This window comes from Nonomuraea polychroma, from assembly GCF_004011505.1.
GTDB lineage: Bacteria > Actinomycetota > Actinomycetes > Streptosporangiales > Streptosporangiaceae > Nonomuraea > Nonomuraea polychroma.
Genome location: NZ_SAUN01000001.1, coordinates 8,846,571 through 8,869,841, shown reverse-complemented (window position 1 = coordinate 8,869,841; position 23,271 = coordinate 8,846,571). Strand labels below are relative to the sequence as shown.

Below are 23,271 nucleotides of genomic sequence, written 5' to 3'. Positions count from 1 at the left end.
CATGTCCACCTGGCACTGCGCCCACGTCTACTACCACGCCGACAGGGACGCCCTGCTGCTGGGCGCGGTACGTCCGCTGCTGGCGCGGGTGCGGGAGCAGGTCGAGGCGGCGTACGTGCTCAGACACTGGCGTCAGGGCCCGCACGTGCGGATCAACGTACGGACGTCGCCGGACGTGTGGCGGGAGGTCGTCCGGCCGGCGCTCGACGAGATCGTCGGCGGCTACCTGAAGGAACACCCGTCCACCACGACCCTCGACGCCGAGGCGATCCTGGCCAGGCACCGGCTGATGGCCATGCGGGAGGAGGAGCGCGGCCCGCTCACCCCGTGGCGGGCCGACAACTCCATTCACGAGGAGCCGTTCGACTCGCGCCACCACGTTCTGGGCAGCGACCAGGCCGTTGACCTGCTCACGTCGTTCTACGCCGACAGCAACGACCTGCTGTTCGACATGCTCGAGCACGCCGGCGGCAAGCTGGGTGTGGCCATGAACCTGATGCTGACCGTCGCCCACACGTCCCAGCCGATCACCAGCAGCTACATGTCGTTCCGGTCGCACGCGGAGGGCTACCTGACCTGGGCGGCCGACCCCGCCGCCTCCCGGGCCGCGTTCGACCGCGCTTACGCCGCCCAGCGTGACGCGCTGGTCGCGCGGGTCCGCGACGTGATCCGCACGTTGGACGAGCCCGAGTCCGAGCCGATGCCGTTCGTACGGGAGTGGGCCGCCCTCATGGACGCCTACCGCGAGCGGGCCGGCGAACTGGCCCAGCCGATGACCGGGCCGGGCGAAGCCCCCGTCCTGGCGCCGCGGCGCGAACCGAGCGAGCTCCACCGGCTCATCTTCGACAGCCCCGCCTACCACGACGCCGTCTTCGCCGACCCGTCGTTCCTGCGCTACCGGGTGCTGCTCAACTACACGTACCTGCACCTCACCCGCTTGGGCCTGACCCCCCTCGAACGGTTCCACCTGTGCCATCTGACGGCCAACGCGGTGGAGGACGCGTACGGGGTGTCGGGTCTGGAGCAGATCCGGCAGTACATAGAGAGCCGGTAGGCACGTTGTGAGATCAATGTCCCATCAGTGGGCGGATGTCTACGTTTGCGTGTCTAGGCGGCGAACACTCAGTGTAAGACCTTTTGTCATGATGGCCGGCTGGTCAAAGATCGGCAACGAGCGGCGAATGATCCGCTCGAGCCGGAAGGGAAAAGATGAAGAAACTGATCAAGACGGCCGTTGTGGGCATCGGTGTGGCGGCGGCGAGCATGGTGCTCGCGCAGCCGGCCCAGGCCGCCTCGTTCACCTGGAATGTCGGCGACGGCGTCGTCACGTACGACGACGCTACCGACTCCATCTGCGCCCAGGCCTACAACAGCGAGGGCCCGCGCTGGGTCGAGGTGGCGCTGGTTCCGGTCAACGGCGGCGGCCCCTCCTACACCTGGCGGGACAACAACAACTACTACGGCCACTCGGGCAAGACGTGCCGGAGCCTGGCCACCGCTTACGAGGACACCTACTACCGCGCCACGGTCAGGACCTACTGGGGCGAGCGCGGCACCATCGTGAGCCGCGGCAGCAAGTACTTCTACAGCTGATCGAGCCCGGCGACGGCGCGGCAACGCGCCGTCGCCCCCGCTCTGCCTCATCGCACGGGTACGGCGAGCTCGCGGCCCCGGTAGAAGCCTTCTCGCTCCTCCACGACATACGGGGCCATGGCCTCGCGCCGGCGTGCCTCGCCCTCCGACTCTCGCCAGGCGTCGCACGCCTCCTTCGAATCCCAGAACGACACCCCGGTGATCTCCAGCCCATCCTCGGTCCAGTACGCGTAGGCGTGGTGCAGACCCTCCGGGTAGGGCTCCGGACGCCAGGCCTGTTCGAACTCCTCCAACGTGCCCGGCCTGATGCGGCGCGTTGTCACCCAGATGAAGTGTTCCCTCATCACAGCCTCCTCTGGAACACAGGTTCGGCTTGATGACCCTCTCTCACTTCCACGATAGACCGTGGTGTCCGTCCTAGCTCCGGCTGTCCGGTTTGACGAAGACCGGAGCGCCGAGCCGGAGTCGTCCCGCGTTCTGCGGCACCAGGCGGATGCCGAACCAGGTCTTGCCGTCCCAGCGGCGGTGTTTCGCCAGGGTGCGGATCGGCTCCTTGTCCTTGACCAGGGTCACCGGGTCGATGGTGGTGACCGCGCAGCGGTCGCACAACTCCGAGACACGGAAGCCGACCTCGCCGATCCTGATCTCGGTCCAGGAGTCCTCGGCGTACGGCTCGGCGCCGTCGATCACCACGTTGGGGCGGAAACGCGCCATGTCGAGCGGGGTGTCCCCGCCGATCTGCTCGTCCAGGAGACGCAGTGACGCGGCGGACGTCAGCAGCAGCGGCGCGTCCCACGCGAAGCTGACCACCTCGCCGGGCAGGCCTCCGTGGGCCGGATCGATGGTACGGCGGCGCGGGTCGTCCAGCCAGACCAGCCGGGCGGGGCAGCCCAGGAGCCGGGTGAACCAGGTGTGGGCGTCGTCGGAGGCGGCGATCGCCTGATCCAGGCCGGTGAAGCCTACAGGCACCGGCTCCCCGGCAGCCGGCGGGACTTTCAGGTCGGGCATGCCAGGGGCGGACAGCAGCAGGCCGCCGCCGTCCACGTTCTGCGCGCGGACCGATGCCATCCGGGGATGTTCGCCGAGCCAGAGGTTGTCGCCCGCCTCGTCGACGACCGCCCACCGCCGATCTCCGGCCAGCCCCCAGGGCTCCACGGTGGCTTCGGGCACGCGACATCCGGCACCGGATTTAACGGGATAAATCCGGATATCGACCAGTCTCATGATCGAATCGTAGGATGCGCCCGAGCGTACGCACAATGCCACACGGTAGGAACCACGATCTGCCGTTACCATTCAGGTCGGTGGTGCCCCGGATCCCGCAGGAGAAGCCGGCGTTGAGCGAGAAGCCGTCGGGGCCGCGCAAGCGGCCGTCGCTGATCGACGTGGCGCGCGTCGCGGGCGTCGCCCCGATCACCGTCTCCCGCGTCGCCAACGCGCAGGACACGGTACGCGAGTCCACCCGCAAGAAGGTGCTCGACGCCATGGCCAAGGTGGGATACCAGCCCAACACCGCGGCCCGTGCCCTGGCGACTGGCCGGTTCGGCACGATCGGCGTCATAACGTTCACGATGGCCACGTACGGCAACGCCCGCACCGTCGCGGCGACCGTCGCCGCCGCCGAGCGCCAGGGCTACGCGGTGACGTTGCTGACCGCGCCGTCCACCAGCCAGGACGAGGTGCACAGCGCCGTGGCCCGGCTGAAGATGCAGGCCGTCGACGGCGTCGTCGTGATCGTGGAAGCGCGGCTGCTCGGCGATGAGCAGTTGTCCCTCCCGCCCGGCATCCCGATCGTGGTGGCCGACTCGGGCGGGGCGTCGGAATTCTGCGTCGTGGACAGCGATCAAGAGGGCGGTGCGCGGCTGGCCACCGGGCACCTGCTGTCGCTGGGGCATCGTACGGTCTGGCACATCGCCGGTCCGGCGCGGTCGTTCGCGGCCGCCGCGCGGGCGAAGGCGTGGGAGGAGACCTTGCGCGCGGCCGGTGTGCGCCCGCCGCGCGTGTTCGGCGGCGACTGGACCACCCAGTCCGGCTACCGGCACGGGAAGACCCTGGCCGCGGACCCGTCGGTCACGGCGATCTTCGCGGCCAACGACCAGATGGCGCTCGGGGCGATGCGCGCGCTGCACGAGGCCGGTCGGGCCATCCCGGGCGAGGTCAGCGTGGTCGGCTTCGACGACATGGAGGACTCGGAGTCGTTCTGGCCCCCGCTGACCACCGTGCACCAGAACTTTGACGAAATCGGGCGGCTCTGCGTGGACAGCCTGCTGGACGAGATCCGCCACCACACCGGTGCGTTGCGCACGCACATCGTGCCGACCTCTTTGGTCGTACGGCAGAGCACCGCGCCTCCACCAGCCATGTGAGGCGCGGTGCTCCTTGCTCCCTAGGAGCGCCTCCATTGCTGGTGGGAGGTGCCGGCGCACTGTCCCACGTCGATCAGCGTCCCGTTGCCGGTTCCGGCGCCCGTGGCCTGCAGGCACAGGCCGGTGGCCGGATTGGTGATGGTCAGGTCGGCGTTGACGGCCCACTTCTGGGCGGGCGTGCCGGCGCAGTCGTTGATCTGCACGGGGCTGCCCGGCGAGACGCCGTCGCCGCCGATCTCCATGCACTTGTTGCCGTAGACCATGAGCGCCCCGTCGGTGGTGTGGTTCCAGGACTGGTTGGCGCCGCCGTTGCAGTCCCACAGGTCGAGCTGGGTGCCGTTGGCGGTGCTCCATCCCGGCACGTCGACGCATCGGTCCGAGCCGACTCCCCTGATCACCTCGCCCGGGGGAGCGGGCGGGTCGTCGTTGACCGGCGGCTCGTCCCCGAATCCCCAGCCCCACCTCAGCTGGGCGAGACCGGTCGCGCTGTTGGGCGTCAGGGTGCCGTCGGCGTTCTGCGAGAGCAGTGAGTAGGCGTCCCCGGCCCGCAGCCCGGGCCAGTAGACCAGGCCCATCCGCTTCTCCCGAGCCGTGTTGGTGGTGGCGGCGAAGTAGGAGGTGTAGATGTTGCCGTTCCACGCGCCGTAGTTGAGCCCGGTGGTCATCGGGGCGCCGGCCTCGTCGATGAGGGTGCGGTAGGCGTACTCGCCGAGGCGTGCAGCCAGGTCGGCCTTCCACTCGGCCTCGGTGGTGTGGGCGGCCCAGAAGCCGTAGAAGTGCAGGGACAGCAGGGTGCCCTGGAGCTCGGGTGCGGCGCCGACCCCTGTGACATTGTCGTTGTAACCGGTGCCGCTGACGATGACGCGCCCGCGCGGCACGTGGCGGTGCGCGGCCAGCCAGTCGGCGCCGATCGTGACCCACTGGTCCAGGCCGTAGCCGAATGGCTCGTTCATCGGCTCGAAGTACACGCGGGAGTGTTTGCCGTACTTGCCGACGATGGTGTCCCACATGGCGTTCCACGCCGCCACGTCGTCGATCTTGCCGTCCTTGGCGGTGTTGGCTTCCCAGTAGCTCAGGATGACCTTCATGCCACGGGCGAGCGCGGCGTCGATGGCGCCCGTGTAGGACGACCACCAGGTGGTTCCCACGCTGGAGGGATTCACCGGCATCCGTACGGTGTTGGCGCCCAGCACCGACTGGAAGCCTGAGACGATCCGCTTCGCCTTGGCGTGGGTGGCGGCGTAATCGTCGGAGGTGGAAAGGCCGGTCGGCACGACCTGGTCGGCGGCGTAGTTGTCCCGCGGGTCGGCCCAGTTGACGCCGCGGAAGTCACTCGTTCCGCGGGAATGCGCGGTGGCCGGCTGGGCGAGCGCGGCGGTGAGCGCGCTCGCCAGCAGGACGGCCGCCGCCACCGCGCGCGGGACAAGCCCGCGTGTCAGCGCAGCCATGCGTGTACGTCTCCTTCATGGTGGGGGTTCACGGGGGTGGAGAGAGAGCAGTGATGGTTGCGCAACCATTGAAGGGATACTGAAGCGCGGCGGTCACCGTGTCAACACCCTGCGTGCGTGGACCTGCTTCGCGGGATTTCTTACCTGCGTTTAATGCTGGGCCAAGGGGGCTCCCATGCCGGCTCCCGATCATCGATGTCATGAGCGTCCTGACCACCGCCCCCCACGCCCCGGCCACCGCATCGGACTCCGGCCCGGCCACGATCTCCCGCCGGCTGCCGTCCTACGCGGTCGTCGGAGCCACGTGCACGGTGGCCTATCTGGTGCTGTTCTGGGCGCTCTCCGCGATCCTGCCGTCGATGGCCGCGAACACCATCGCCATGCTCACCACGGCGATCGCCAACACCGCCGCCAACCGGCGGTTCACGTTCGGGGTGACCGGCAGCGCGGGAGCCGCGCGCGACCATCTCGGCGGGCTCATCGCCTTCCTCATCGGCCTCGGCATCTCGACGCTGAGCCTGGCCGTCCTGCCGTCGGGCTCCTCGGCGACGGCTGAGCTGATCGCGGTGATCCTGGCCAACGGCCTGGCGTCGGCGATCCGGTTCACCCTGTTGCAGGGATGGGTGTTCAACCCGAGGCTGCGCTCAACGACACACTGACGCCGCGAAAAAGGATTCCCGCCTGTCCGACCTGGACATGTTCCACCACGGCTACGTTCCGAGGGGGCGCTGACGTGACGGTGGCCGCCGTCCTCGCCCGAGCCGAACCCTCCTCCCGCTGAACACAGGAGGAGGTGGCATGTCACACAAGAAGATCAGGCCGCCCGCGGGCGTGTCGGGCGGGGCCGGTCCAATGGTGTCCGAGCGGGTGGTGGCACGCCTGCTGGTGGTTCTCGCCGCGGCCGCGGGTTGCCTGGACGCCGTGTGCGTGACGCGCCTCGGGGGCGCGTTCGCCAGCGTCGTCACCGGCAATCTCGTGCAACTCGGGCGTGGCGTCGCGACGCTGGACGGTGCGCTGTCGGCGGGCGTCACCACAGCCGTGGCCGGTTACGCTCTCGGCGTCGCGGCCGGCAGCGCAGGGCTCGGCAGCGGGGCCGGTTGGCGCCGGCGGGCCTGCTTGATCGCCGTGGCCGAGCTGGCGCTGCTGGCATGCGTGTGCGCTGGATGGCTGGCCATCGACGGGCAGCCGAACACGAACGCCGCCGTGCTGCTGCTCGCGCCCGCCTCGGCGGCGATGGGTGTGCAGAGCGCGCTGACGATCAGCTCAGGCGTGCCCGGGGCATCGACCACCTACCTGACGGGTACGCTGACCGGCCTCATGCGTACCCGCACCGGCACGCCACGCCGGCGGGCCGCCGTCGCGGGCGACGTGGGCAGGCTGGCAGCGCTGCTGTGCGGCGCCATCATCGGCGCGCTGCTGCTGCGCGTGGCGCCGTTGTGGGCGCCGGCCCTGCCGGTGCTGCTGGTCGGCGTCGTCGTCGCGATCATCGCGATCTCCACCCGCGGGCGGATAGACCGTCCGTAAGACGGTCGGCCCGGTCAATCGCGCGGGCGGACGGACAGTCCGTGAAACGCCCGGCCCGGTCAATCGCGCGGAAGGCGCAGGATCAGCCGCCCTCCTGAGTCGCCTCCGGCTTCCAGCGTGCCGCCGTGGACCCTTGCGATGTCACGGGCGATCGGCAGCCCCAGCCCGCTGCCCCCGGTATCCCGGGACCGGCTGTGTTCGAGCCGGGTGAACCGTTCGAACACCCGGTCCCGCATCTCCTCGGGGATCCCCGGCCCGTCGTCCCGCACCTCCACCACGGCCTCGTCCGCGTGTCCCCGGACGGAGATCCACACCCGGGAGTCGCCGTACCGATCGGCGTTGGACAGCAGATTCGTCAGCAGCCGCCCCAGCCGCAACCGGCTCCCCCGGACGTGCACTCCGGGCTCCACGTCGATGGTCATGGGCAACCGGGAGGGCCGCTGGGAGATCTCCTCCTCTACCAGCTGCCCGAGATCGATCCGCTGCTGCTCCATCGGCGTGCCCGCGTCCAGCCGGGCCATCAAGAGCAGGTCGTGCACGATGTCCGACAGCCGCTGAGCGTCCCTGATCGCCGCCCGCCACTCCTTCTCGTCCAGGTCGTGGAGCCCTGACTCCAGGCGTACGAGGAGCCCGGCGATGGGGGTCCGCAACTCGTGGGAGGCGTCCGAGACGAAGCTGCGGTGCCGCTCCACGGCGTTCTCCAGCCGCGCCAGGGTCCCGTTGACGGTGGTGGCGAGCTCGGCGACCTCGTCCTTCGTGTCGGGCACGTCGATGCGCCGGCTCAGATCCTGGGCGCTGAAGTGCTCCAGCTCCGATCGGATCCGCTCCACGGGAGCGAGCACCCGGCCGGTGCCGTACCACGCGCCCCATCCCAACAGCGCCACCAACGCCGCCGCCGAGGCCGACAGGATCACGGGAAGGAACGGCGATCTCAGCAGGAACGGCTCATGCGTGGCCGCGTAGGCGACGACGGGCCCGTACACGCTGGTGGGGTTGCTCGTTCCCACCACGACCATGCAGCCGCCGGAGTGGCACACGCGGTCCATGACCCGGGAGTCACCCCCAGTGGGCCGGGCGTCGGTGAGGGCCTGCCGGCCGGCGCTCCCCTCGGTGGCGGCCAGCACCCGGCCGGAGGCGTCGACGATCTGCATGATCTGCACACCGTCCCATGGCGGGATGGAGCCGGTGAAGCGCACCTTGTCGATGGTGGTGGCGAGGCGGCGACTGGCGGCGTCCGCCTGGGCGACGAGGTCGGCTCGCGCGCGTACCGGGTACGTCAGCGAGATCGCCAACACCCACACGCTGACGATGACGCCGAACAGCGCCACCGTCGCGATCGTCATCCGGGCCCTGATGGAGCGGCCGCCTGCCATGCTCATACTGTGTCACTTACCGAAGAAACCGCAGGTAAAGCGGCGGATGCCGGTGAGGTGCTCAGCCGCGCGGGATGACCAGGCCGGGCCGGAGGGCGAGCAGCACGCCCAGCGTGGCGTAGCCGAGGATGAGGTGCCCGCACGGTCGGTGCGCCACGCGTGCTCCCGCAGAGGATGGCCGTCGGCGAGCAGGTACGCGTCAGGCGGCGCGGCGCAGGGCATGCTCGGTCAGCCGTGCGGCTTCGAGCGCGGTCTCTTTGATGGACGCGTCGGTCGGCCGGGTGGCCAGCGTCGTGTAGCGGACCGCCACGACGAGATTCGCCAGCCGGAAGCTGACGACAGAAGTGTGGACCCTGCCGTGCGGGCCGGTCAGCTCGAAGGCGAACGCCTCCTCACCCACCCCCTCGATCCTGCGGCTGGGCGTGCTCTTCGCGGTGTAGGAATCCGCCGCGCCGATCGCCTCCCACGTCCATTCCACGTTCTGCCCGGCCTCGCGCCAGTAGCGTTCCTCGCTGAGCAGGAGCTTGTGCGCGGTCTGCCTGGTCATCGACCACGGGTCGGCGGTGCCGGAGTCGGTCTGCACCTGGAGGCTGATCCCGTGGTCGGGGATGGTCCACCGGCACGTCGGCCCGCCCTGGTCGGTGCTCGGCCGGCCCGTCACGGGCCGGCGTGACTTGAGCAGCTGAGCCGCCTCCTGGGCCGGCAGCACCGTGCACACGTCGATGGGCACGGTGAAGGCGTCAGGAACATCTGTCTCGGCACTCCTGGTGGCGGCGACGAACGCCGTGACGACCAACGCCAGCGTGATGACCAATAAGGCCCAGATACGGCCACGTCTGCGGGTCCTTTCCCGGATCATGGCGGCGGCGTGGGGCAGCCGGGTGGGCCGGCCGGCCGCGATGTCCCTGAGCGCGCGCAGGGCCGTCTGGGCGTCCGGCCTGGCGGTCGCGGGGCGGGCGAGCATGGCCGCCAGGACCGGGCCGAGAGGCTCGCGGGCCGGACGGGGCCGCGTTTTCAGCGTCGCCCTGATCCGCTCGGAGGGGGAGCCGTCGAAGGGCGGGCGCCCCTCTGCCGCCAGGTAAAGCGTGGCGGCGAGCGACCACAGATCGCTGGCCGGGCCGCCCTTGTCGCCCCTCAGGCGTTCCGGGGCGATGAAACCGGGTGAGCCGATCATCATTCCGGTCTCTGTCAGCGTCTCCTGGCCTTCCTCCCTGGCGATGCCGAAGTCGGTGAGCACGACCCGGCCGCTGTCGGTGAGGAAGATGTTGCCCGGCTTCACATCGCGGTGCTGCAGACCGCGCGCGTGCGCGGCGTTCAGCGCGTCGAGCACGTCGGCGCCGATGCCGGCCACCTGCCGGGGAGGCAGCGGGCCCCGCAGCGCGACCGTCTCGTCCAGCGTGCGGCCACGGAGCAGCTCCATGACCAGCCAGGGCCGGCCCTGCTCGACCACGATGTCGTGCAGCTCGACGATGCCGGGGTGGCGTAGCCGGGCGGTGGCCTGCGCCTCGCGTACAGACCTGGTGACGGCCTCGGCACGCTTCGCCTCGCCCATGCCGTCAGGCAGCTTCAGCTCCTTGACGGCGACCTCACGGTGCAGCATCTCGTCCCTGGCCAGCCAGACGGTGCCCATGCCGCCGCTGCCGAGCTGACGGATCAAGGCGTACCTGCCGGACAGCCTTCCGCCGTTCACGTCGTGGCTTGATCTACCACGTATCGCACCTCTCTCCACAGCCTGTGCAAGCTAGCCACCTGAGCTTTCAACTCGCTTGACGCGCCCCGTACATCGAAAGGGCCCGGGCGACCAATGATCGCCCGGGCGGGAGGCCGGTCTCAGGAGGTCGCCACCGCCTCCTCCTGAGCGGGTTCGGCGGCGGCCGGGGCGGGCTGGCGCAGGACGACGAGGGCCACGGCGAACGCCGCGAGCAACAGCCCGGCGGAGATGCCGAACGCCAGCCGGTAGCCTCCGGTCAGCGCGGCGGCCTGGCCGGCTCCGGCGGCCAGCAGCTCACCGGTGCGCGAGGCGGCCATCGTGGACAGCACCGCCACACCGATGGCCATGCCGACCTGCTGGGTGGTGTTGAACAACCCGGACGCCAGCCCCGCGTCGCTCTCCCGCGCGCCCGACATGCCCAGCGTGGCCAGCGCCGGGAGCACAAGTCCGCCACCCGAGATCAGCAGCATCGGCGGGAGCAGGTGAGCGACGTAGTCCGCGTTCACCGTGACGCGGGTGAGCAGGAGCATCGCCCCGACGAGCAGCACAAGGCCGGCCAGCAGGACGGTACGGGCGCCGAAGCGGGCGCTGAGCCGGGCCGAGACGAACAGCGAGATCGAGCCGATGCCCACCGCGGCCGGGAGCATCGCCAGCCCGGTGTCGAGCGCTCCGTAACCCAGGACCCGCTGCATGTAAAGCGCGACGAGGACCTGGAAGGCGAACATCCCCGACAGGGCCAGCATCTGGGCGAGGTTGGCGCCGACCACGTTGCGCGAGCGCAGGATCCGCAGCGGCATGAGCGGGGCCTTGGCCGTCGCCTGCCGCGCCACGAACGCGGCGAGCAGGGCCAGCGACACCGCGCCGAGGCCAAGGGTGTGGGCGGCGAGCCAGCCGTACTCCTCGACCTTGACGACGGTGTAGATGCCCAGCATCAGGCCGGTGGTCACCAGCACGGCCCCGATGACGTCCGCGCCGGCCGCCAGGCCGACACCGCGGTCGGCGGGCAGCGCCAGCAGCGCCAGCACGACGGTGATCACGCCGATCGGCACGTTGATGAAGAAGATCCACGGCCAGCTCAGGGCGTCGGTGAGCACACCGCCCAGGACCTGGCCGATCGAGGCGCCGGCGGCACCGGTGAAGCTGAAGATCGCGATGGCCTTGCCGCGTTCGCGCAGGTCGGTGAACAGCGTCACCAGGATGCCCAGGACCACGGCGGAGGCCAGCGCGCTGCCCACGCCCTGCAGGAACCGGGCGGCGATGAGCAGGCCGGGGCCGGTGGCCGCGCCCGCCAGCACGGAGGCGGCGGCGAAGATCGTGTTCCCGGCCAGGAACATGGTCCGGCGCCCGATCAGGTCGCCCAACCTCCCGGCCAGGAGCAGCAGACCGCCGAAGGGGATCAGATAGGCGTTGACGATCCAGCTCAGCTCCGCGCCGGAGAAGCCCAGGTCCTTCTGGATGGCGGGCATCGCCACCGTCACGATGCTGCCGTCCAGGATCGTCATCAGTCCCGTCGCGGACAACACGCCCAGCGCGGTCCAGCGCGAGTTACGCACGTACGACATGGTCTCTCCCGTCTCAAGTCGACAGGAGAGACCGTAGCAGATAGTTCCGTAATAGACGATCCTTTTCGGATCTACTTTGCGCGCTCCCGGGCCCGGCGCGCTTGCTGCGGACCCTCGGCGGGGCTGGCGAGATGCCCGCTGACCAGGCGGTTCAGGGCGCGTACCAGGACCTCGCGCTCGTCCTGGGGGAGCGCGTTCAATGCCGACCGGTGCACGCCGTCCACGATCTCCTGGCTGCGCGCGGCGATCGCAGCGCCCGCATCCGTGACCGCGATGATCCGCGCCCGGCGGTCGGTGCTGGACGGGCGGCGCTCTGCGTACCCGGCCTTCTCCAGCGCGTCCACGGTCACCACCATCGTGGTCTTGTCCATGTCGCCCAGCTCGGCGAGCTGGATCTGGGTGCGCTCCTCCTCCAGTGCGTGGACGAGCACGCAGTGCATGCGCGGCGTCAGCCCGATCTCGGCCAGCGCCGCCGTCATCTGGGTGCGCAGCACGTGGCTGGTGTGGTCGAGCAGGAAGGACAGGTCGGTTTCTGTCCGCGCGGGAGCCATCGCTGTCATGTTCTCAGCCTACCCAAGTGGTCCTGCTGCGGATTATCTGCGAAGGGACGATATACGCCGAAGAGGCATGACGACCGGAATCGAGTCCCGATCGCCATGCCTCGTGGAATGGGGTTAGAAGTAGGGGGCCCAGCCGGTCCCGATTTCGATGGCGGGGCCGAAGTTGTTGGCGCCCTTGCCGTTCCAGACGGTCAGCGTTCCGGTCGCGGCCGAGAAGATGTCCCCGACCCCATCGGCGTTGAAATCGGCACCGCCTGACGAAGAAGAAGCGGCTGACGACCTGCTGCCCCGGTGTCGTGGGCGCGGCGAAGCCCTGCGGCGGGGGCGGGGGAGGCGCGCCGAGCAGCGCGGTGAGGTCGCGGCTCAGCTCCTCCTCGGTCGCCCACTGACGGCCCCGGTTGAACATCGCGAACGCGGCCACCGACAGGCGCAGCAGCTCCTTCTCCACGGCGGAGCGCAGCGCGTCGCCTTCCAGGCCGGGCGCCGACTTGCCGATCTCGCGCTCGGCGAAGCGCACCAGGATGCGCTCGTACAGCTCGGCCGAGCCCAGCTCCGGGCCCTCCGCCCGCAGCGCGTCATCGCCCACGTCGTAGAGCGCGAGCATGAGCAGGAGCAACGGCTGGGAGGCCAGGTGCGGCTGGCGGTACACCGCCGCCATCGGCAACGGCGACAGCCCTTGGGCGGAGAAGTAGGCGGCGTTGGCCGCGTTCCAGATCTCCAGCCAGCGGCTCACCTGCTGGTTGTTGAAGGGCTCCAGGCGTAGCGCCACGGCGCCGCCCGGGGGGATCCGTGCCCGGTCGGCCACCGCGGTGCGGCTGGTGACGATGACGGCGACGGGCCTGCCCTGGTCGGCCTCGCGCTCCTGGAAACGTACGACCTGCTCCAGGTAGTCGCTCTGGCCGATGTTGGTCGCCTGGAGCAGCTCGTCGAACCCGTCGAGGAGGACGACGGGGAGCGCGTCACCGGCCGCTCGCACCAGGGATGGCCAGGACAGCTGCTCGCCGGTCGCGTCGCGGATCGCGTGCTCGATCTGGCTCTGCAGGTCGGCGTCGGCCGGCACCTCCCTGAGCACGACACGCACGGCCATGAAGTCCGTCGCGGGCAGCCGGGCGGCAAGAATCTTGGTGAGCACGGACTTGCCCGAACCCGGCTGGCCCAGCACCACCAACGGCGCCTCCACCGCATGCCGGGACGTCAGGTGCCCGATGAGGAAACCCTGCAGGTCGTCCCTGACCTCGTGCTGAGCCCACCAGGACTCCTCGTCGAGCCGGTCCGCGCGGATCACCGGCACCACCCGGTAACGCGGATTGACGTACGCGGTCTCCAGCGACGGGATGACCAGCCCCTCCGGGATGTCGCCCATGGCCACGATGGGCCGCTCCAGCTGCCTGCGGTACCGGCGGGTCAGCGCCTGACGGCGTTCGTCGGGCGCCCGGCCGGAGGCGATGGCCTCGAGCACGCGGCCGAAGTCGGTGAGCCCGATGCCGAGCCGGCGCAGCTCGCTCCTGGTCGCCTCGTGGTCGAGCCGCGCGGCCCAGTAGGCCACCTCGGGGAAGTCGCCGGCCAGGCGGGTGAACAGCTCGCCGTAGTGACGCAGCGCCGCCTCCGGCACCTGCTCGCGCAGGGCTCGGGCGAAGCGTTCGCGGGCGGCCTCCGGCGCGCTCGCCCACGCCGGTTGCTCCGAGAGGTACGCGAGCAGGTCGTCGCCGAGCGAGCCGTAGTACCGGCGAAGCGACCGGGGCATCGTATCCCGGCGATCGCGTGGGGAGTGGCTGGGGATGTCCGTGTCCAGCAGAATTCTCGCGAGCCTGCCGAGACCACCCTCCCACGTGCGGCCGGTCGCCACCGTCACTTCGGCCGCCGCGCCCAGGCGCAGCTTGGCGTGGTCGAAGGGCAGCTCGGCTTGTCGCACCGCGTCGAAGTACGCGGTGAGAACGAGCACCCGCTGCGCCGCCGCAAGCCGCTCAGTCCGGTCATATCTACTCAGACCACGTAACCGGTCCGCGAGCCCCTTCACCAGCTCGCCGCTCAGCTTGGCCAGCTCCCCCTTGGCGTCGAACAGGCTGACCGCCAGTTCGCTACCGCCGCCCGTCGCGGCCAGCAGAAGCCCTCCCGTCGCCTTGTCCAACGCCTCGACCACGGTGCTTCGACCACCGAGCAGCTTGGCCGCATCGGCGTAGGAGAGTCTCTTCGACATGAGGCCTCCACGAGGATGATCTCCTCATTGTGCACCTAGCCTTCATCGCGGAGAGTCACTTCACGCAGTCGGCTGTCGTACCCCAGACGTCCCACACGAGCGGCTCGGCCTCGGGCAAGAGCGGCTCGTGTTCTCGTCAGGCGGCGGTCGTCTGGATGAGGGACGCGAGCGCGGAGCGGCTCTGCTGGAGCCCGGAGATCCGGGCGTCCAGCTCGCTGAGCTGCTCGTCCAGGTAACGGCGCACGCACGGGTGCAGATCGGCCAGGCTCGGGCCCTCGACGCAGCGGAGGATCTCGCGGATCAGGTGCGTGGGCAGGCCGGCCGCGAGCAGCCCTCGGATGTTGCGGACGGTGGCGGGCGAGTCGTCGGCGTACCGGCGGTGTCCTCCGCTGCTGCGCTGCGAACGCAGCAGGCCCTGCTCCTCGTAGTAGCGCAGCATGCGGGGGCTGACCCCGGCCTCCCGAGCCAGATCACCGATCCTCATGTGACGTCCCTCACAAACCCTTGAATCTCACATCGGTGGCAAATCTTACGGTCTTGGCCATGAGCGAGAAACTGATCAAGGCCAATCACGACAACATCCTGCTGGGCGGCGATCTTCCGGTGCGCCGGATCGGTTACGGGACCATGCGGCTGGCGGACGGCCCCGACTCCCCGCGCGGGGGCGAGGCGCTCATCTGGCGGCCCCCGGCCGACCGGGCCGCCGCGCTCGCGGTGCTGCGCCGGGCTGTGGACCTGGGCGTCAACCTCATCGACACCGCCGACGCGTACGCGCTGGGCGGTGGCGAGGAACTGGTCGCCGAGGCGCTGCACCCCTACCGCGACGGCGTGGCCGTCGCGACCAAGGTCGGCGTGCTCCGGCCGTCCCCCACCGAGTGGGTGCCGCTCGGCCACCCCGCCTACCTGCGACAGCAGGCAGAGCTGAGCCTGCGCCGCCTGCGTGTCGAGCGGATCGACCTGCTCCAGCTGCACCGCATCGACACCGACGTGCCGCTCGCCGACCAGATCGGCGCGCTCAAAGAGCTGCGGGACCAGGGCAAGGTACGGCACATCGGGCTGTCGGAGGCGTCGGTGGAGCAGCTCCGCGAGGCAGCTCAGATCGTCCCGATCGTCAGCGTGCAGAACATGTACAACCTCGTCACCCGGCACCACGATCCGGTGGTCGACTACGCGGCGACCAACGGCATCGCGTTCATCCCGTTCTTCCCCGTCGCGATGGGCGCGCACGCGAGTCCGGACGGCCCCGTCGCGGCGGTGGCGCGGGAGCTCGGCGCGACCCCGGCGCAGGCGGCGCTGGCCTGGCTGCTGCACCGCTCGCCGACCGTCGTCCCCATCCCCGGAACGACCTCGCCGGCGCATCTGGAGGAGAACGTCGCCGCGCTGGATCTCACGCTGACCGGCGCGCAGTTCGCCCGGCTGGACCAGGCCGGCGGGTAAGACCTCGTCGGCGTTGCCTCTGCCCCTGGGACAGCGCTCATACTGGCTCGGTGGCCATCGGCATGCCCCTGACGGAGCTCGGCCAGGTGCTGCGGCTGGACGGTCCGGAGGCGGCGCAAGCCGTGGCGCGGCACTGGTGCCGGACCGGCGGAGCACGTGGCCGACGTGGCGTTCCCGTTCACGCCGGAGGAGGTGGACGGCGCGACCGCGAGGTAGGCGCTACTGGTGGTCGGCGACGTATTTGTCGAAGAAGTCGAAGGTGCGCCGCCATGCGTCGTCCGCCGCCGGGCGGACGAGGCCGTGACGCAGCGGGAACAGCGCGAGTTTCGCGATGGGGTGGTGGCCGTCGGTCATGAAGGAGTGCCCGGCGGCCGGGTAGATCTCGACGTCGTGCTCGATGCTGAGCGCCCGCATGTGCTCCTGCAGCCGGGTGCCGTGCGACCGGAAGCCTCCGTCGCGACCGCCGTAAGAGCCCACGACCGGGCACACCGCCCGCAACTCGCCCTGGTCGCGGGGGACCGCGCCGTAGTTCACCGACGCGGCTCGCACGCCGGGTGGCGTGCTTGCCGCGTACGCGAGGGCGAATCCGCCACCCATGCAGAATCCGATCACACCGAGCCTGCTGCCGTCCACGTCTTCGCGGTCGGCCAGCCATTGCCGGGTCGCGTCGATGTCGGCGGTCGGCCGCCCCGGCCTCCCGGTCACGAACTGCTGCATGGCCCGTGCCAGGCAGCCGATCCTGGTGCCGTGGCTGTACAGATCCGGCAGGACCGCCGCGTATCCATGGTCGGCGAACAAGTCCAGCACGTTCAGCATGTCCGGCTCGACGCCGTAGATCTCGTGGACGACCACCGCCCCCGGCCATCCGGTCGCGGGTGCGGTCCCCTCCGGCAGTGCCACGGTCGCGGCCAGCGAACTGCCGTCCGGCAGGGGAATGCGCACCTGTTGTCTCATCAGCAGTCCTTGGCCGGCCCGGTTGAAGCAAGACGTAACGTAACAGGTCTCGGATGGCCTAGCCCGAGGCGAGATCGCGGCGGCGCAGGCCGTACCGGCCGGGGATCGGCTGCCTCCGTCAGGGCGTCGGGGGCTGCTCGGCGAGAGGCGTGGGCGGGGCCGGCTGGTGGCGCGGGTCGGCAAGCTCGTGGGCGGAGCGGGTCAGCCAGATCACCGTCAGGGCGCCGGTGACCGCCAAGACGTCGTCGTAGATGCCTCCAGCGACTGCGAGCAGCAGCCCCACAACGATCGGCGCCACCATGGAGGTGATGCCGTACACGAAGGTGGCCCGCTGCCAGCGGCCGTCCCACCGCTGGGCCCGCAGGATGAGCACCATCCAGACCAGCGCCGCCAGGGCGCAGATCAGGGCCACCCCGTTGGGCAGCAACCAGTCGGGGACGTTGAGCACCGTGATGACGGCCGCGCCCCCGTACCCCAGCATCCCTGCGCCCAGCGCGAAATCGGCACGCTCCAGGCTCCGTCTCAGCACCGGCTGGAACAGCACCACGACGACCCACATCAGCACGGCGTCGAGCACCAACGCCCAATGGGGCCAGGACGGCACGAGGGGATTCAGCAGCCAGGACGCCGCCGTGGCGTACAGCGCCATCCGCAGCCGCCGCGTGTGCCGGTCCAGCTCTGGTGGCGGACCCGCCAGCGGCCCCCGCAGGCTCTGCCACAGCGCCCAAGCCCACGCCATGCCGGCCAGGAGCAGGGTGAGCACGTTCGGCCACGTCGCCGCGGCGTCCTTGTCCATCTCCGTGAACAGGGTCAACCGCCACAATCCGCCGAGGTCGCAGGTGATCAGCGCGATCACGGCGGCGACCGCCAGCGCGACGACGTACACCCCCACGATGAGCAGGGCGGGAATGCCTAATCGGTAACGGCGGGGCATGGGCACTTCCTGGGGCGATGGGGATCGAACGCCTCACCTTAGCGATCCGGCACCGCGAAGTCGATCAAGCGCAGACGCTCGACAAGGTGGTCAGCCGCCCAGCAGCTTCAGCACCGCGTTGACGGCCGGGCTCGCCGTGCGGAGCAGCGCGTGGGTGGTCCGGGTGATCTCGATCGTGGAGATCGGGCGGAGCAGGACGCCGTCGGGAACGCCGACCACCGTGGCGACCAGTTCCGGGACCAGGCCGACGCCCAGACCCTCGCGGACCATGCGGAGGGCCAGGGCGTAGTCGTCGGCCGTGTGGATGACGTTCGGACGGAAGCCCGCCAGGGCGCAGGCACGGTCGAGCATCTCGTGGTCGGTGGTGCCCTGGGAGCCCGCTATCCACTGCTCCTCACGCAGCACGCGCAGATCCACCTCGCCGGTCGCGGCGGGGTGGTGTGCGGGAAGGGCGATCAGGATGGGCTCGACGCCGAGGAGCCGCCGGGAGACTCCAGGGGGAGGGTCCTCGGGGATGACGCTGTAGGTGAAGCTGATCCCGAGGTCGCAGCTGCCGTTGCGGAGCGCCTCGACCGCCTCGCGGGGTTCGAGCTCGTAGACGATCACGTGGAGGCCGGGATGGCGGGTTCTGGCGGCGGCTATGGCGGGCAGCAGGCGGTGGACCGCGGCGGTGGCGAAGCAGGCCACCCGGACGGGTCCCCGCGGGGTCGAGGCCGAGCGGAGGTCTTCCTCCGCGGCGTCCAGGGCGTTCAGGACGATGTGCGCGTGCCGGACGAGGCGCTGCCCTTCGGCCGTGAGGCGGACACGGCGCCCGGCACGCTCGAACAACGGCACCTTGGCCTCGCGTTCCAAGGTGGCGAGTTGCTGCGACACGGCGGACGAGGTCATGCCACAGACCTCGGCCACGGCGGTCATCGTGCCGCGTTCGGCGAACTCACGCAGCAGGCGCAGCCTGGCGGGATCCAGCATCAAGGAAACCTTATAGATCAGTGCAGAAATACTAAGTGGACGTTGCCAATTGGAGCACGCGACACTGTCGCCAGGCCAGGAGAAATCGACGCCCGAGGAGGGCAAGGATGCTGACTGTCGTTGAGGTTCCCCAGTGGCAGGGGTCAATGTCGCCCACGGCGCCCAGGTTGGTCGAGGGCGCCTCCCGCTTGGCCGCAATGGTTCCCGCGGCCCGGCACGTCCGGGTGGACACCGGAGGCACTCTTGCCGAGACCGCCGATCGGGTCCGGCAGGCGTTGCCCCAAGACGGCTTCACGGTCACGGTCGGCGGGGACTGCGCCGTCGACCTCGAACCGGTCGCGGCGGCGCTGCGCCGGTACGGCGACCGCCTGAACCTTGTATGGTTCGACGCCCATGGCGACATGAACACCCCCGCCACGTCTCCGTCCGGCGCCTTCCACGGCATGATCCTGCGTACGCTCCAGGGCGAAGGCCCCTCCGACCTGGTGCCTTCACCTGCGCTGCGCCCGGATCAGATAGCCCTGGCCGGCACGCGCTCGCTGGATCCCGCGGAGGCCGACTACATCCGCCGGGCCGGCATCGGCGGCCTGTCCACCATCGACGACGACGCAGTCCTCTACATCCACGTAGATCTTGACGTCCTGGACGGCATCACGTCCGTCGGCTACCCGGAACCTGGCGGTCTGTCCCCGGAGGCGCTGACCGAGGCGATCGCCACCCTGGCCGCTCGGCACGAGATCGTCGGCCTGTGCATCACCGAATACGCGCCCTCGGACCCGCGGGACGAGGAGATGCTCCGGCACCTGGTGCCCGAACTCGTGCGGCTGTGCAGCGGCCGTAGAACACCCTGACCGCAGCATCTGATCACGCCGGGTCAGCTTGAGTACGGGGGTACTCATGCCATCCCCGCGTCCCCGCTCCATCGTGGGAATCGGCGTATTCGACGGTCGAGGAGATCCCATGATCAGGGACGGACGCTACGAAGGTGAGAGCGGCGGCATCTCGGTCACGCTGCGGGTGGACGCCGGCGGCTCCGGCGTGATCAGCGCGGACGTGTTCCGGGTCGTATCAGGCGGCCTCAGATACCTGGCGTCGGCGCGCACCGCACCCGGCACCAAGGTGGCGCTCGACGACGGGAAATGGCCGGCGATCTGGCAGGCCGGTCCGGCGAACAAGACGACGGGATCGCTGGCCCTCGCCCCGGCGGAGGACGGCGGCGTGTCGGTCACGTTCACCCTCGACGCCGCGCTGAACGGGTTGCCCGTCCAGACCGAGATCGTCATCCCGGCCGAGCACAAGGACGTCGCGCTGCGCGAGCTGGGCCTGGAGATCGAGCTGGAGGAGGACGCTCCCGCGCCGAGCGCGGTGATCTTCCAAGGCGTGGAGCGCACCGTCAACGGCTGCCTGGGGGCCGCCGGGTTCGCGGTCAAGGAGATCGGGCGGCAGACCTCCATCCCCGCCGGGATCGCCGGAGCGTGGGACGACTCCCTGCTCTACACCATGCTGAGCGATCTCATGCTCATCACCGGCGAGGCGTCGCTCCGCGCCAGGGCGTGGGAGCTGCACCTGCTCCTGCTGTCCCGGGCGGCCATCCCTGGACTCGCCGGCGTGATGTTCGACGCCGAGGGCCTGCTCCAGCGGCAGGGCGCGGCGGTCTTCACCTCCGGGTTCCAGGGGGCGACCAGAGACCAGAAGATCATCAGGACCGTCGTGCACGAGCTCGGGCACGCGCTCAACCTCGCGCACCGCTTCGAGCGCGCGGTCGGCCGGGCCGACTCGACCTCCTTCATGAACTATGACTGGCGGTACCGGGGCGGCGGCCACGAGCTGGACTACTGGCGCGATTTCGCGTTCACCTTCGACGCCGACGAGCTGGCGTTCCTCCGCCACGGGCCGTTGATGTCGCTCATCCCCGGAGGCGAGCCCTTCCACTCGGTTCGTTACTGGGCCGACGGGACCGGCGGGCACTCGCCGTACGCACGGGAGGTCCCGTTCGACGGTCACCGCCTGACGCTCACCGCCCCGGCGGCGGGGACGACCTTCGCCTTCGGCCAGCCGGTGTTCCTCAAGGTCACCCTGGAGAACCGCACCACGGCGAATCTGGAGGTGGAGCGCTGGGTGCTCGACCCGAAGAGCGGCCCGCTGGAGATCCTGGTACGCCGCCGCGCCGATCCGCCGGAAGAGGCGACCGCGTTCACCCCGATCGCCCAACGGTGCATGGCCGCCATGGACTCCACCGCCAAGCTCGTCATCCCGCCCGCCGGGTCGCTCAGCAACAACGTCAACCTCACCTTCGGCTCGGCCGGCTTCACTTTCGCCGAACCCGGCGAATACGACATCACGCCGGTCCTCGGCATCTACGGCCGCGATCCGGCGGGCGAGCCCGTCCAGTGGGTGTCCACGGGGGAGTCGCTGCGCATCCGCATCTCGCCTCCGCAGGATGTGGCGGAGGAGCGCGAAGCCGAGGTGCTGCGGACACCGGACGTGGGCGCCTGGTTCGCCCTCGGCGGCAGCGACGCCCTCGCCTCGGCGAGGGAAGCGCTGGAGGCGGTACGCGAGCGCCGCCAGGCGGAGGCCGGGGTCCATGATCCTGTCGTCGCGGCGATCGTACGGACGGCCGCACTCGACGCCGCCCGCCCGTCGGTCCGGCTCCAGGACCACGAGTTCGTCCGCCGCGACGGCAACCCCCAGCAGGCCGCCGACCTGCTGGCCGGCCTCGACAGCCAGGCGCTGCGCACCTTCGACCCTTACACCGCCCAGCAGACGGCCGCGCTCGCCGACCGGTACCGGAGCGCCGCCGAGCAATAGCCACCCCGCTGCCACCCCCTCCCCGGAGTGTGTCCGGCGTCACCTCCGGTGCGTGGATTTGTCCACAGTTGATCTCTCCGGAGCTCCGTAATGTCCGTGCTGTCGGACAGAACCGGCGCACCCAGACGGGACACACAACGGGGAGGAACCCGAAATGCGTAAGACCTTTGCGATCGCCGCCCTGGCCGGCTCGATGGCCGTCACCGGCCTCGCTCTCAGCCCGGCCGCCCAGGCCGCCACCACCACGCAGACCACGACCACCACCGTCAGCTGGGGCAAGTTCTTCTCCAGCGACCACAAGGCCTACACGTTCGGCAAGACGTGGAGCAGCGGCGGCACGGTCTTCACGAAGTGGTACGGCGTCGACAAGGTCGGCGGCAAGAAGGGCTGGGTGTGGTTCGAGTACTACAAGAACGGCTCCTGGCACCGCTTCAACAAGGCCTGGGACGGCAAGGTCGTCGGCACCTGGAGCGGCCACGGGATCAAGAAGGTCTACACCTTCACCTGCTGGGCCGGGAAGTTCGACAACTGCGGCAAGAAGTACCGCATCTACTGAGCTCGAACGGATGCTCCGCCAGTGAGGCCCGGCGCAGCGCGCCGGGCCTGGGCCGTTCAGGCCCGCAGCCTCTCCAGGCGCAGCGCGCCGCGCAGCAGCGGGCGTGCCGCCAGGGCCACGAGCACCGCTGCGAGAACCCCGATGCCCGCCATGGCCAAGGCCCTGGTGGACGCCCAACCGAGCCACTGGACTTGATAGATGTCCATGAGGGGCACGATCACCGCCGCCGCTCCCGAAACAGCGGCCACGAGGCAGACCGGCAGCGCGGCGATGACCGCTTGCCGTACGAGCACCCCGCTCAGCGCACTTTCCGGCACCCCCGAGGCGGCCAGCGCGGCGAACGAGCGACGATGATCGATCAGTTCCTCCGCCTGGTGCACCACGAGGGCGACCGCCGAGGTCAGCAGGGCCACCAGGAGCGCGACATCCACGAGCGCGTGGGCCTGGGAGTAGCCGACGCCCGCCTGCTGGGCTCCGGCGCCCGCGCCGAAGAACACCGTCAGGCTCACCACTGACAGGGCTCTGGCCCATGCCCTCGGGTCGGCCTCGACCAGCCGTGCGGCCAGCAGCATCTCGGGGGAGGCGGCCCGTCGGCCGGCCCGGCGAGCGTACGCTCTGATCAGCCAGGTCGTGGCCATGGTCACGCCGAACAGCAGGAGCACCAGCCCGGCCGTCATGGCCAGAGCCGCCCCGTACGGACCGACGATAGGAAAGCGGCCCTTCAGCACGCTTCCGAGAGTGAAGAGGCCGACGCCGGCCACGACGAGGAGGAGATCTCGCACTCTCGGCCCTCGCAGCCGTGTCCGTCGAGCCACACCGATCGGCGAGGCGATGACGTGCCGGCCGGCGCGTGACCCCGACTGAACCCCGTACAGCACCACCACAGCCATGACCACGGGCACCTGAACCAGCGGCCCGCCGAGATGGGTGATCACGTAGACCGCAGCGCCGGCCAGGGAGCCGAGCAGCGCCAGCAGGCCGCTTTCCAGGGCGCCGAGCAGGCGCACGTCGCCTGGTGTGGCCCCGGCCAGCCGCATGCCTGCCAGCCGTCGCTCCCTGGTGGCGGAGGCCAGCCGGTTGGCCTGGTGAACCAGAGCGGCGACCGGCAGGGCCAGCAGGGCCAGCGCGAGCCCGGTCAGCGAGCCGCCCTCGTCCTTGAAGTCCGCCAGGCTGACGGCCGTGCAGACCAGGAACGTCGCCACCCCGACCCCGGCGGCGACCAGCCCGGCGCGTACCCGCTCGGCCCGCGACCGTCCCCTGTTCAGCATCCGCATGACGG

The 23,271-nt window shown here is 70.3% G+C and carries 22 protein-coding genes; 9 read left to right on the top strand and 13 right to left on the bottom strand.

Annotated features, from left to right (window positions below; genetic code table 11):
• Nucleotide 1 precedes the first annotated feature (1 nt).
• Entirely contained in the window at nucleotides 2-1,054 is a 1,053-nt protein-coding gene (locus EDD27_RS40755) for a thiopeptide maturation pyridine synthase (protein ID WP_127937127.1), read from the top strand.
• A gap of 155 nt (nucleotides 1,055-1,209) precedes the next feature.
• Entirely contained in the window at nucleotides 1,210-1,593 is a 384-nt protein-coding gene (locus EDD27_RS40750) for a hypothetical protein (RefSeq protein WP_127937126.1), read from the top strand.
• 47 nt (nucleotides 1,594-1,640) lie between these two features.
• On the opposite strand, the gene EDD27_RS40745 is transcribed toward EDD27_RS40750, so the two are convergent.
• Entirely contained in the window at nucleotides 1,641-1,937 is a 297-nt protein-coding gene (locus tag EDD27_RS40745) for an antibiotic biosynthesis monooxygenase (protein ID WP_127937125.1), read from the bottom strand.
• Nucleotides 1,938-2,010: 73 nt separating this feature from the next.
• Entirely contained in the window at nucleotides 2,011-2,817 is an 807-nt protein-coding gene (locus EDD27_RS40740) for an MOSC domain-containing protein (RefSeq protein ID WP_127937124.1), read from the bottom strand.
• 80 nt (nucleotides 2,818-2,897) lie between these two features.
• On the opposite strand from EDD27_RS40740, the gene EDD27_RS40735 reads away from it, so the two are divergent.
• Nucleotides 2,898-3,959 carry a LacI family DNA-binding transcriptional regulator gene (locus EDD27_RS40735; protein ID WP_241564522.1) on the top strand — a complete coding sequence of 354 codons (1,062 nt, stop codon included), beginning with the start codon at nucleotides 2,898-2,900 and terminating at the stop codon, nucleotides 3,957-3,959.
• Between the two features lie 20 nt (nucleotides 3,960-3,979).
• Here EDD27_RS40735 and EDD27_RS40730 read toward each other — a convergent pair whose 3' ends face one another.
• Nucleotides 3,980-5,407 carry a ricin-type beta-trefoil lectin domain protein gene (locus EDD27_RS40730; RefSeq protein ID WP_127937122.1) on the bottom strand — a complete coding sequence of 476 codons (1,428 nt, stop codon included), beginning with the start codon at nucleotides 5,405-5,407 and terminating at the stop codon, nucleotides 3,980-3,982.
• 200 nt (nucleotides 5,408-5,607) lie between these two features.
• Here EDD27_RS40730 and EDD27_RS40725 point away from each other — a divergent pair, with 200 nt between their 5' ends.
• Nucleotides 5,608-6,066 (top strand): GtrA family protein, encoded by a 459-nt coding sequence (locus EDD27_RS40725; RefSeq protein WP_127937121.1) that lies wholly within the window; start codon nucleotides 5,608-5,610, stop codon nucleotides 6,064-6,066.
• 139 nt (nucleotides 6,067-6,205) lie between these two features.
• Nucleotides 6,206-6,931 carry a YoaK family protein gene (locus EDD27_RS40720; RefSeq protein ID WP_127937120.1) on the top strand — a complete coding sequence of 242 codons (726 nt, stop codon included), beginning with the start codon at nucleotides 6,206-6,208 and terminating at the stop codon, nucleotides 6,929-6,931.
• 59 nt (nucleotides 6,932-6,990) lie between these two features.
• Here EDD27_RS40720 and EDD27_RS40715 read toward each other — a convergent pair whose 3' ends face one another.
• The 6 genes from EDD27_RS40715 to EDD27_RS40690 form a co-directional block, all read right to left on the bottom strand.
• The gene (locus EDD27_RS40715) at nucleotides 6,991-8,304 is read right to left on the bottom strand and encodes a sensor histidine kinase (RefSeq protein ID WP_164904007.1); all 1,314 of its coding nucleotides are present in this window, start codon (nucleotides 8,302-8,304) and stop codon (nucleotides 6,991-6,993) included.
• Nucleotides 8,305-8,503: 199 nt separating this feature from the next.
• A complete protein-coding gene (locus tag EDD27_RS40710; RefSeq protein WP_127937118.1) occupies nucleotides 8,504-9,994 on the bottom strand; it encodes a serine/threonine-protein kinase in 1,491 nt (496 codons plus the stop codon).
• A gap of 140 nt (nucleotides 9,995-10,134) precedes the next feature.
• The gene (locus EDD27_RS40705) at nucleotides 10,135-11,577 is read right to left on the bottom strand and encodes an MFS transporter (RefSeq protein WP_127937117.1); all 1,443 of its coding nucleotides are present in this window, start codon (nucleotides 11,575-11,577) and stop codon (nucleotides 10,135-10,137) included.
• Between the two features lie 71 nt (nucleotides 11,578-11,648).
• Entirely contained in the window at nucleotides 11,649-12,137 is a 489-nt protein-coding gene (locus EDD27_RS40700) for a MarR family winged helix-turn-helix transcriptional regulator (RefSeq protein WP_127937116.1), read from the bottom strand.
• A gap of 4 nt (nucleotides 12,138-12,141) precedes the next feature.
• Complete coding sequence (locus EDD27_RS40695) at nucleotides 12,142-14,334, bottom strand: NACHT domain-containing protein (RefSeq protein ID WP_127937115.1); 2,193 nt, start codon at nucleotides 14,332-14,334, stop codon at nucleotides 12,142-12,144.
• 136 nt (nucleotides 14,335-14,470) lie between these two features.
• On the bottom strand, nucleotides 14,471-14,818 hold the full coding sequence (locus EDD27_RS40690; RefSeq protein ID WP_127937114.1) for a MerR family transcriptional regulator: 348 nt from the start codon (nucleotides 14,816-14,818) through the stop codon (nucleotides 14,471-14,473).
• A gap of 59 nt (nucleotides 14,819-14,877) precedes the next feature.
• On the opposite strand from EDD27_RS40690, the gene EDD27_RS40685 reads away from it, so the two are divergent.
• Nucleotides 14,878-15,771, top strand: a complete 894-nt coding sequence (locus EDD27_RS40685; RefSeq protein ID WP_127937113.1) for an aldo/keto reductase — start codon at nucleotides 14,878-14,880, stop codon at nucleotides 15,769-15,771.
• Between the two features lie 219 nt (nucleotides 15,772-15,990).
• Here EDD27_RS40685 and EDD27_RS40680 read toward each other — a convergent pair whose 3' ends face one another.
• The 3 genes from EDD27_RS40680 to EDD27_RS40670 all read right to left on the bottom strand — a co-directional run bounded on the left by EDD27_RS40680 (nucleotide 15,991) and on the right by EDD27_RS40670 (nucleotide 18,628).
• Nucleotides 15,991-16,725, bottom strand: a complete 735-nt coding sequence (locus EDD27_RS40680) for a dienelactone hydrolase family protein (RefSeq protein ID WP_127937112.1) — start codon at nucleotides 16,723-16,725, stop codon at nucleotides 15,991-15,993.
• A 118-nt stretch (nucleotides 16,726-16,843) separates the two neighbouring features.
• Entirely contained in the window at nucleotides 16,844-17,659 is an 816-nt protein-coding gene (locus tag EDD27_RS40675; protein ID WP_127937111.1) for a hypothetical protein, read from the bottom strand.
• Between the two features lie 90 nt (nucleotides 17,660-17,749).
• Nucleotides 17,750-18,628, bottom strand: a complete 879-nt coding sequence (locus EDD27_RS40670) for a LysR family transcriptional regulator (RefSeq protein ID WP_127937110.1) — start codon at nucleotides 18,626-18,628, stop codon at nucleotides 17,750-17,752.
• Nucleotides 18,629-18,735: 107 nt separating this feature from the next.
• Here EDD27_RS40670 and EDD27_RS40665 point away from each other — a divergent pair, with 107 nt between their 5' ends.
• The 3 genes from EDD27_RS40665 to EDD27_RS40655 all read left to right on the top strand — a co-directional run bounded on the left by EDD27_RS40665 (nucleotide 18,736) and on the right by EDD27_RS40655 (nucleotide 21,992).
• A complete protein-coding gene (locus EDD27_RS40665; protein ID WP_127937109.1) occupies nucleotides 18,736-19,479 on the top strand; it encodes an arginase family protein in 744 nt (247 codons plus the stop codon).
• A gap of 109 nt (nucleotides 19,480-19,588) precedes the next feature.
• Nucleotides 19,589-21,436 (top strand): zinc metalloprotease, encoded by a 1,848-nt coding sequence (locus EDD27_RS40660; RefSeq protein ID WP_127937108.1) that lies wholly within the window; start codon nucleotides 19,589-19,591, stop codon nucleotides 21,434-21,436.
• 154 nt (nucleotides 21,437-21,590) lie between these two features.
• A complete protein-coding gene (locus EDD27_RS40655) occupies nucleotides 21,591-21,992 on the top strand; it encodes a hypothetical protein (protein ID WP_127937107.1) in 402 nt (133 codons plus the stop codon).
• A gap of 56 nt (nucleotides 21,993-22,048) precedes the next feature.
• Here EDD27_RS40655 and EDD27_RS40650 read toward each other — a convergent pair whose 3' ends face one another.
• The gene (locus EDD27_RS40650; RefSeq protein ID WP_127937106.1) at nucleotides 22,049-23,266 is read right to left on the bottom strand and encodes a hypothetical protein; all 1,218 of its coding nucleotides are present in this window, start codon (nucleotides 23,264-23,266) and stop codon (nucleotides 22,049-22,051) included.
• Nucleotides 23,267-23,271: the final 5 nt, after the last annotated feature.

What these genes read in the sequence shown, in the direction of transcription:
- EDD27_RS40655 (WP_127937107.1), top strand. Translation starts at nt 21,591, where the DNA reads ATGCGTAAGACCTTTGCGATCGCCGCCCTGGCCGGCTCGATGGCCGTC.
- EDD27_RS40725 (WP_127937121.1), top strand. Translation starts at nt 5,608, where the DNA reads ATGAGCGTCCTGACCACCGCCCCCCACGCCCCGGCCACCGCATCGGAC.
- EDD27_RS40685 (WP_127937113.1), top strand. Translation starts at nt 14,878, where the DNA reads ATGAGCGAGAAACTGATCAAGGCCAATCACGACAACATCCTGCTGGGC.
- EDD27_RS40755 (WP_127937127.1), top strand. Translation starts at nt 2, where the DNA reads ATGTCCACCTGGCACTGCGCCCACGTCTACTACCACGCCGACAGGGAC.
- EDD27_RS40720 (WP_127937120.1), top strand. Translation starts at nt 6,206, where the DNA reads ATGTCACACAAGAAGATCAGGCCGCCCGCGGGCGTGTCGGGCGGGGCC.
- EDD27_RS40695 (WP_127937115.1), bottom strand. Translation starts at nt 14,334, where the DNA reads ATGTCGAAGAGACTCTCCTACGCCGATGCGGCCAAGCTGCTCGGTGGT.
- EDD27_RS40665 (WP_127937109.1), top strand. Translation starts at nt 18,736, where the DNA reads ATGCTGACTGTCGTTGAGGTTCCCCAGTGGCAGGGGTCAATGTCGCCC.
- EDD27_RS40700 (WP_127937116.1), bottom strand. Translation starts at nt 12,137, where the DNA reads ATGACAGCGATGGCTCCCGCGCGGACAGAAACCGACCTGTCCTTCCTG.
- EDD27_RS40675 (WP_127937111.1), bottom strand. Translation starts at nt 17,659, where the DNA reads ATGCCCCGCCGTTACCGATTAGGCATTCCCGCCCTGCTCATCGTGGGG.
- EDD27_RS40680 (WP_127937112.1), bottom strand. Translation starts at nt 16,725, where the DNA reads ATGAGACAACAGGTGCGCATTCCCCTGCCGGACGGCAGTTCGCTGGCC.
- EDD27_RS40705 (WP_127937117.1), bottom strand. Translation starts at nt 11,577, where the DNA reads ATGTCGTACGTGCGTAACTCGCGCTGGACCGCGCTGGGCGTGTTGTCC.
- EDD27_RS40745 (WP_127937125.1), bottom strand. Translation starts at nt 1,937, where the DNA reads ATGAGGGAACACTTCATCTGGGTGACAACGCGCCGCATCAGGCCGGGC.
- EDD27_RS40730 (WP_127937122.1), bottom strand. Translation starts at nt 5,407, where the DNA reads ATGGCTGCGCTGACACGCGGGCTTGTCCCGCGCGCGGTGGCGGCGGCC.
- EDD27_RS40670 (WP_127937110.1), bottom strand. Translation starts at nt 18,628, where the DNA reads ATGCTGGATCCCGCCAGGCTGCGCCTGCTGCGTGAGTTCGCCGAACGC.
- EDD27_RS40740 (WP_127937124.1), bottom strand. Translation starts at nt 2,817, where the DNA reads ATGAGACTGGTCGATATCCGGATTTATCCCGTTAAATCCGGTGCCGGA.
- EDD27_RS40650 (WP_127937106.1), bottom strand. Translation starts at nt 23,266, where the DNA reads ATGCGGATGCTGAACAGGGGACGGTCGCGGGCCGAGCGGGTACGCGCC.
- EDD27_RS40660 (WP_127937108.1), top strand. Translation starts at nt 19,589, where the DNA reads ATGATCAGGGACGGACGCTACGAAGGTGAGAGCGGCGGCATCTCGGTC.
- EDD27_RS40750 (WP_127937126.1), top strand. Translation starts at nt 1,210, where the DNA reads ATGAAGAAACTGATCAAGACGGCCGTTGTGGGCATCGGTGTGGCGGCG.
- EDD27_RS40690 (WP_127937114.1), bottom strand. Translation starts at nt 14,818, where the DNA reads ATGAGGATCGGTGATCTGGCTCGGGAGGCCGGGGTCAGCCCCCGCATG.
- EDD27_RS40715 (WP_164904007.1), bottom strand. Translation starts at nt 8,304, where the DNA reads ATGGCAGGCGGCCGCTCCATCAGGGCCCGGATGACGATCGCGACGGTG.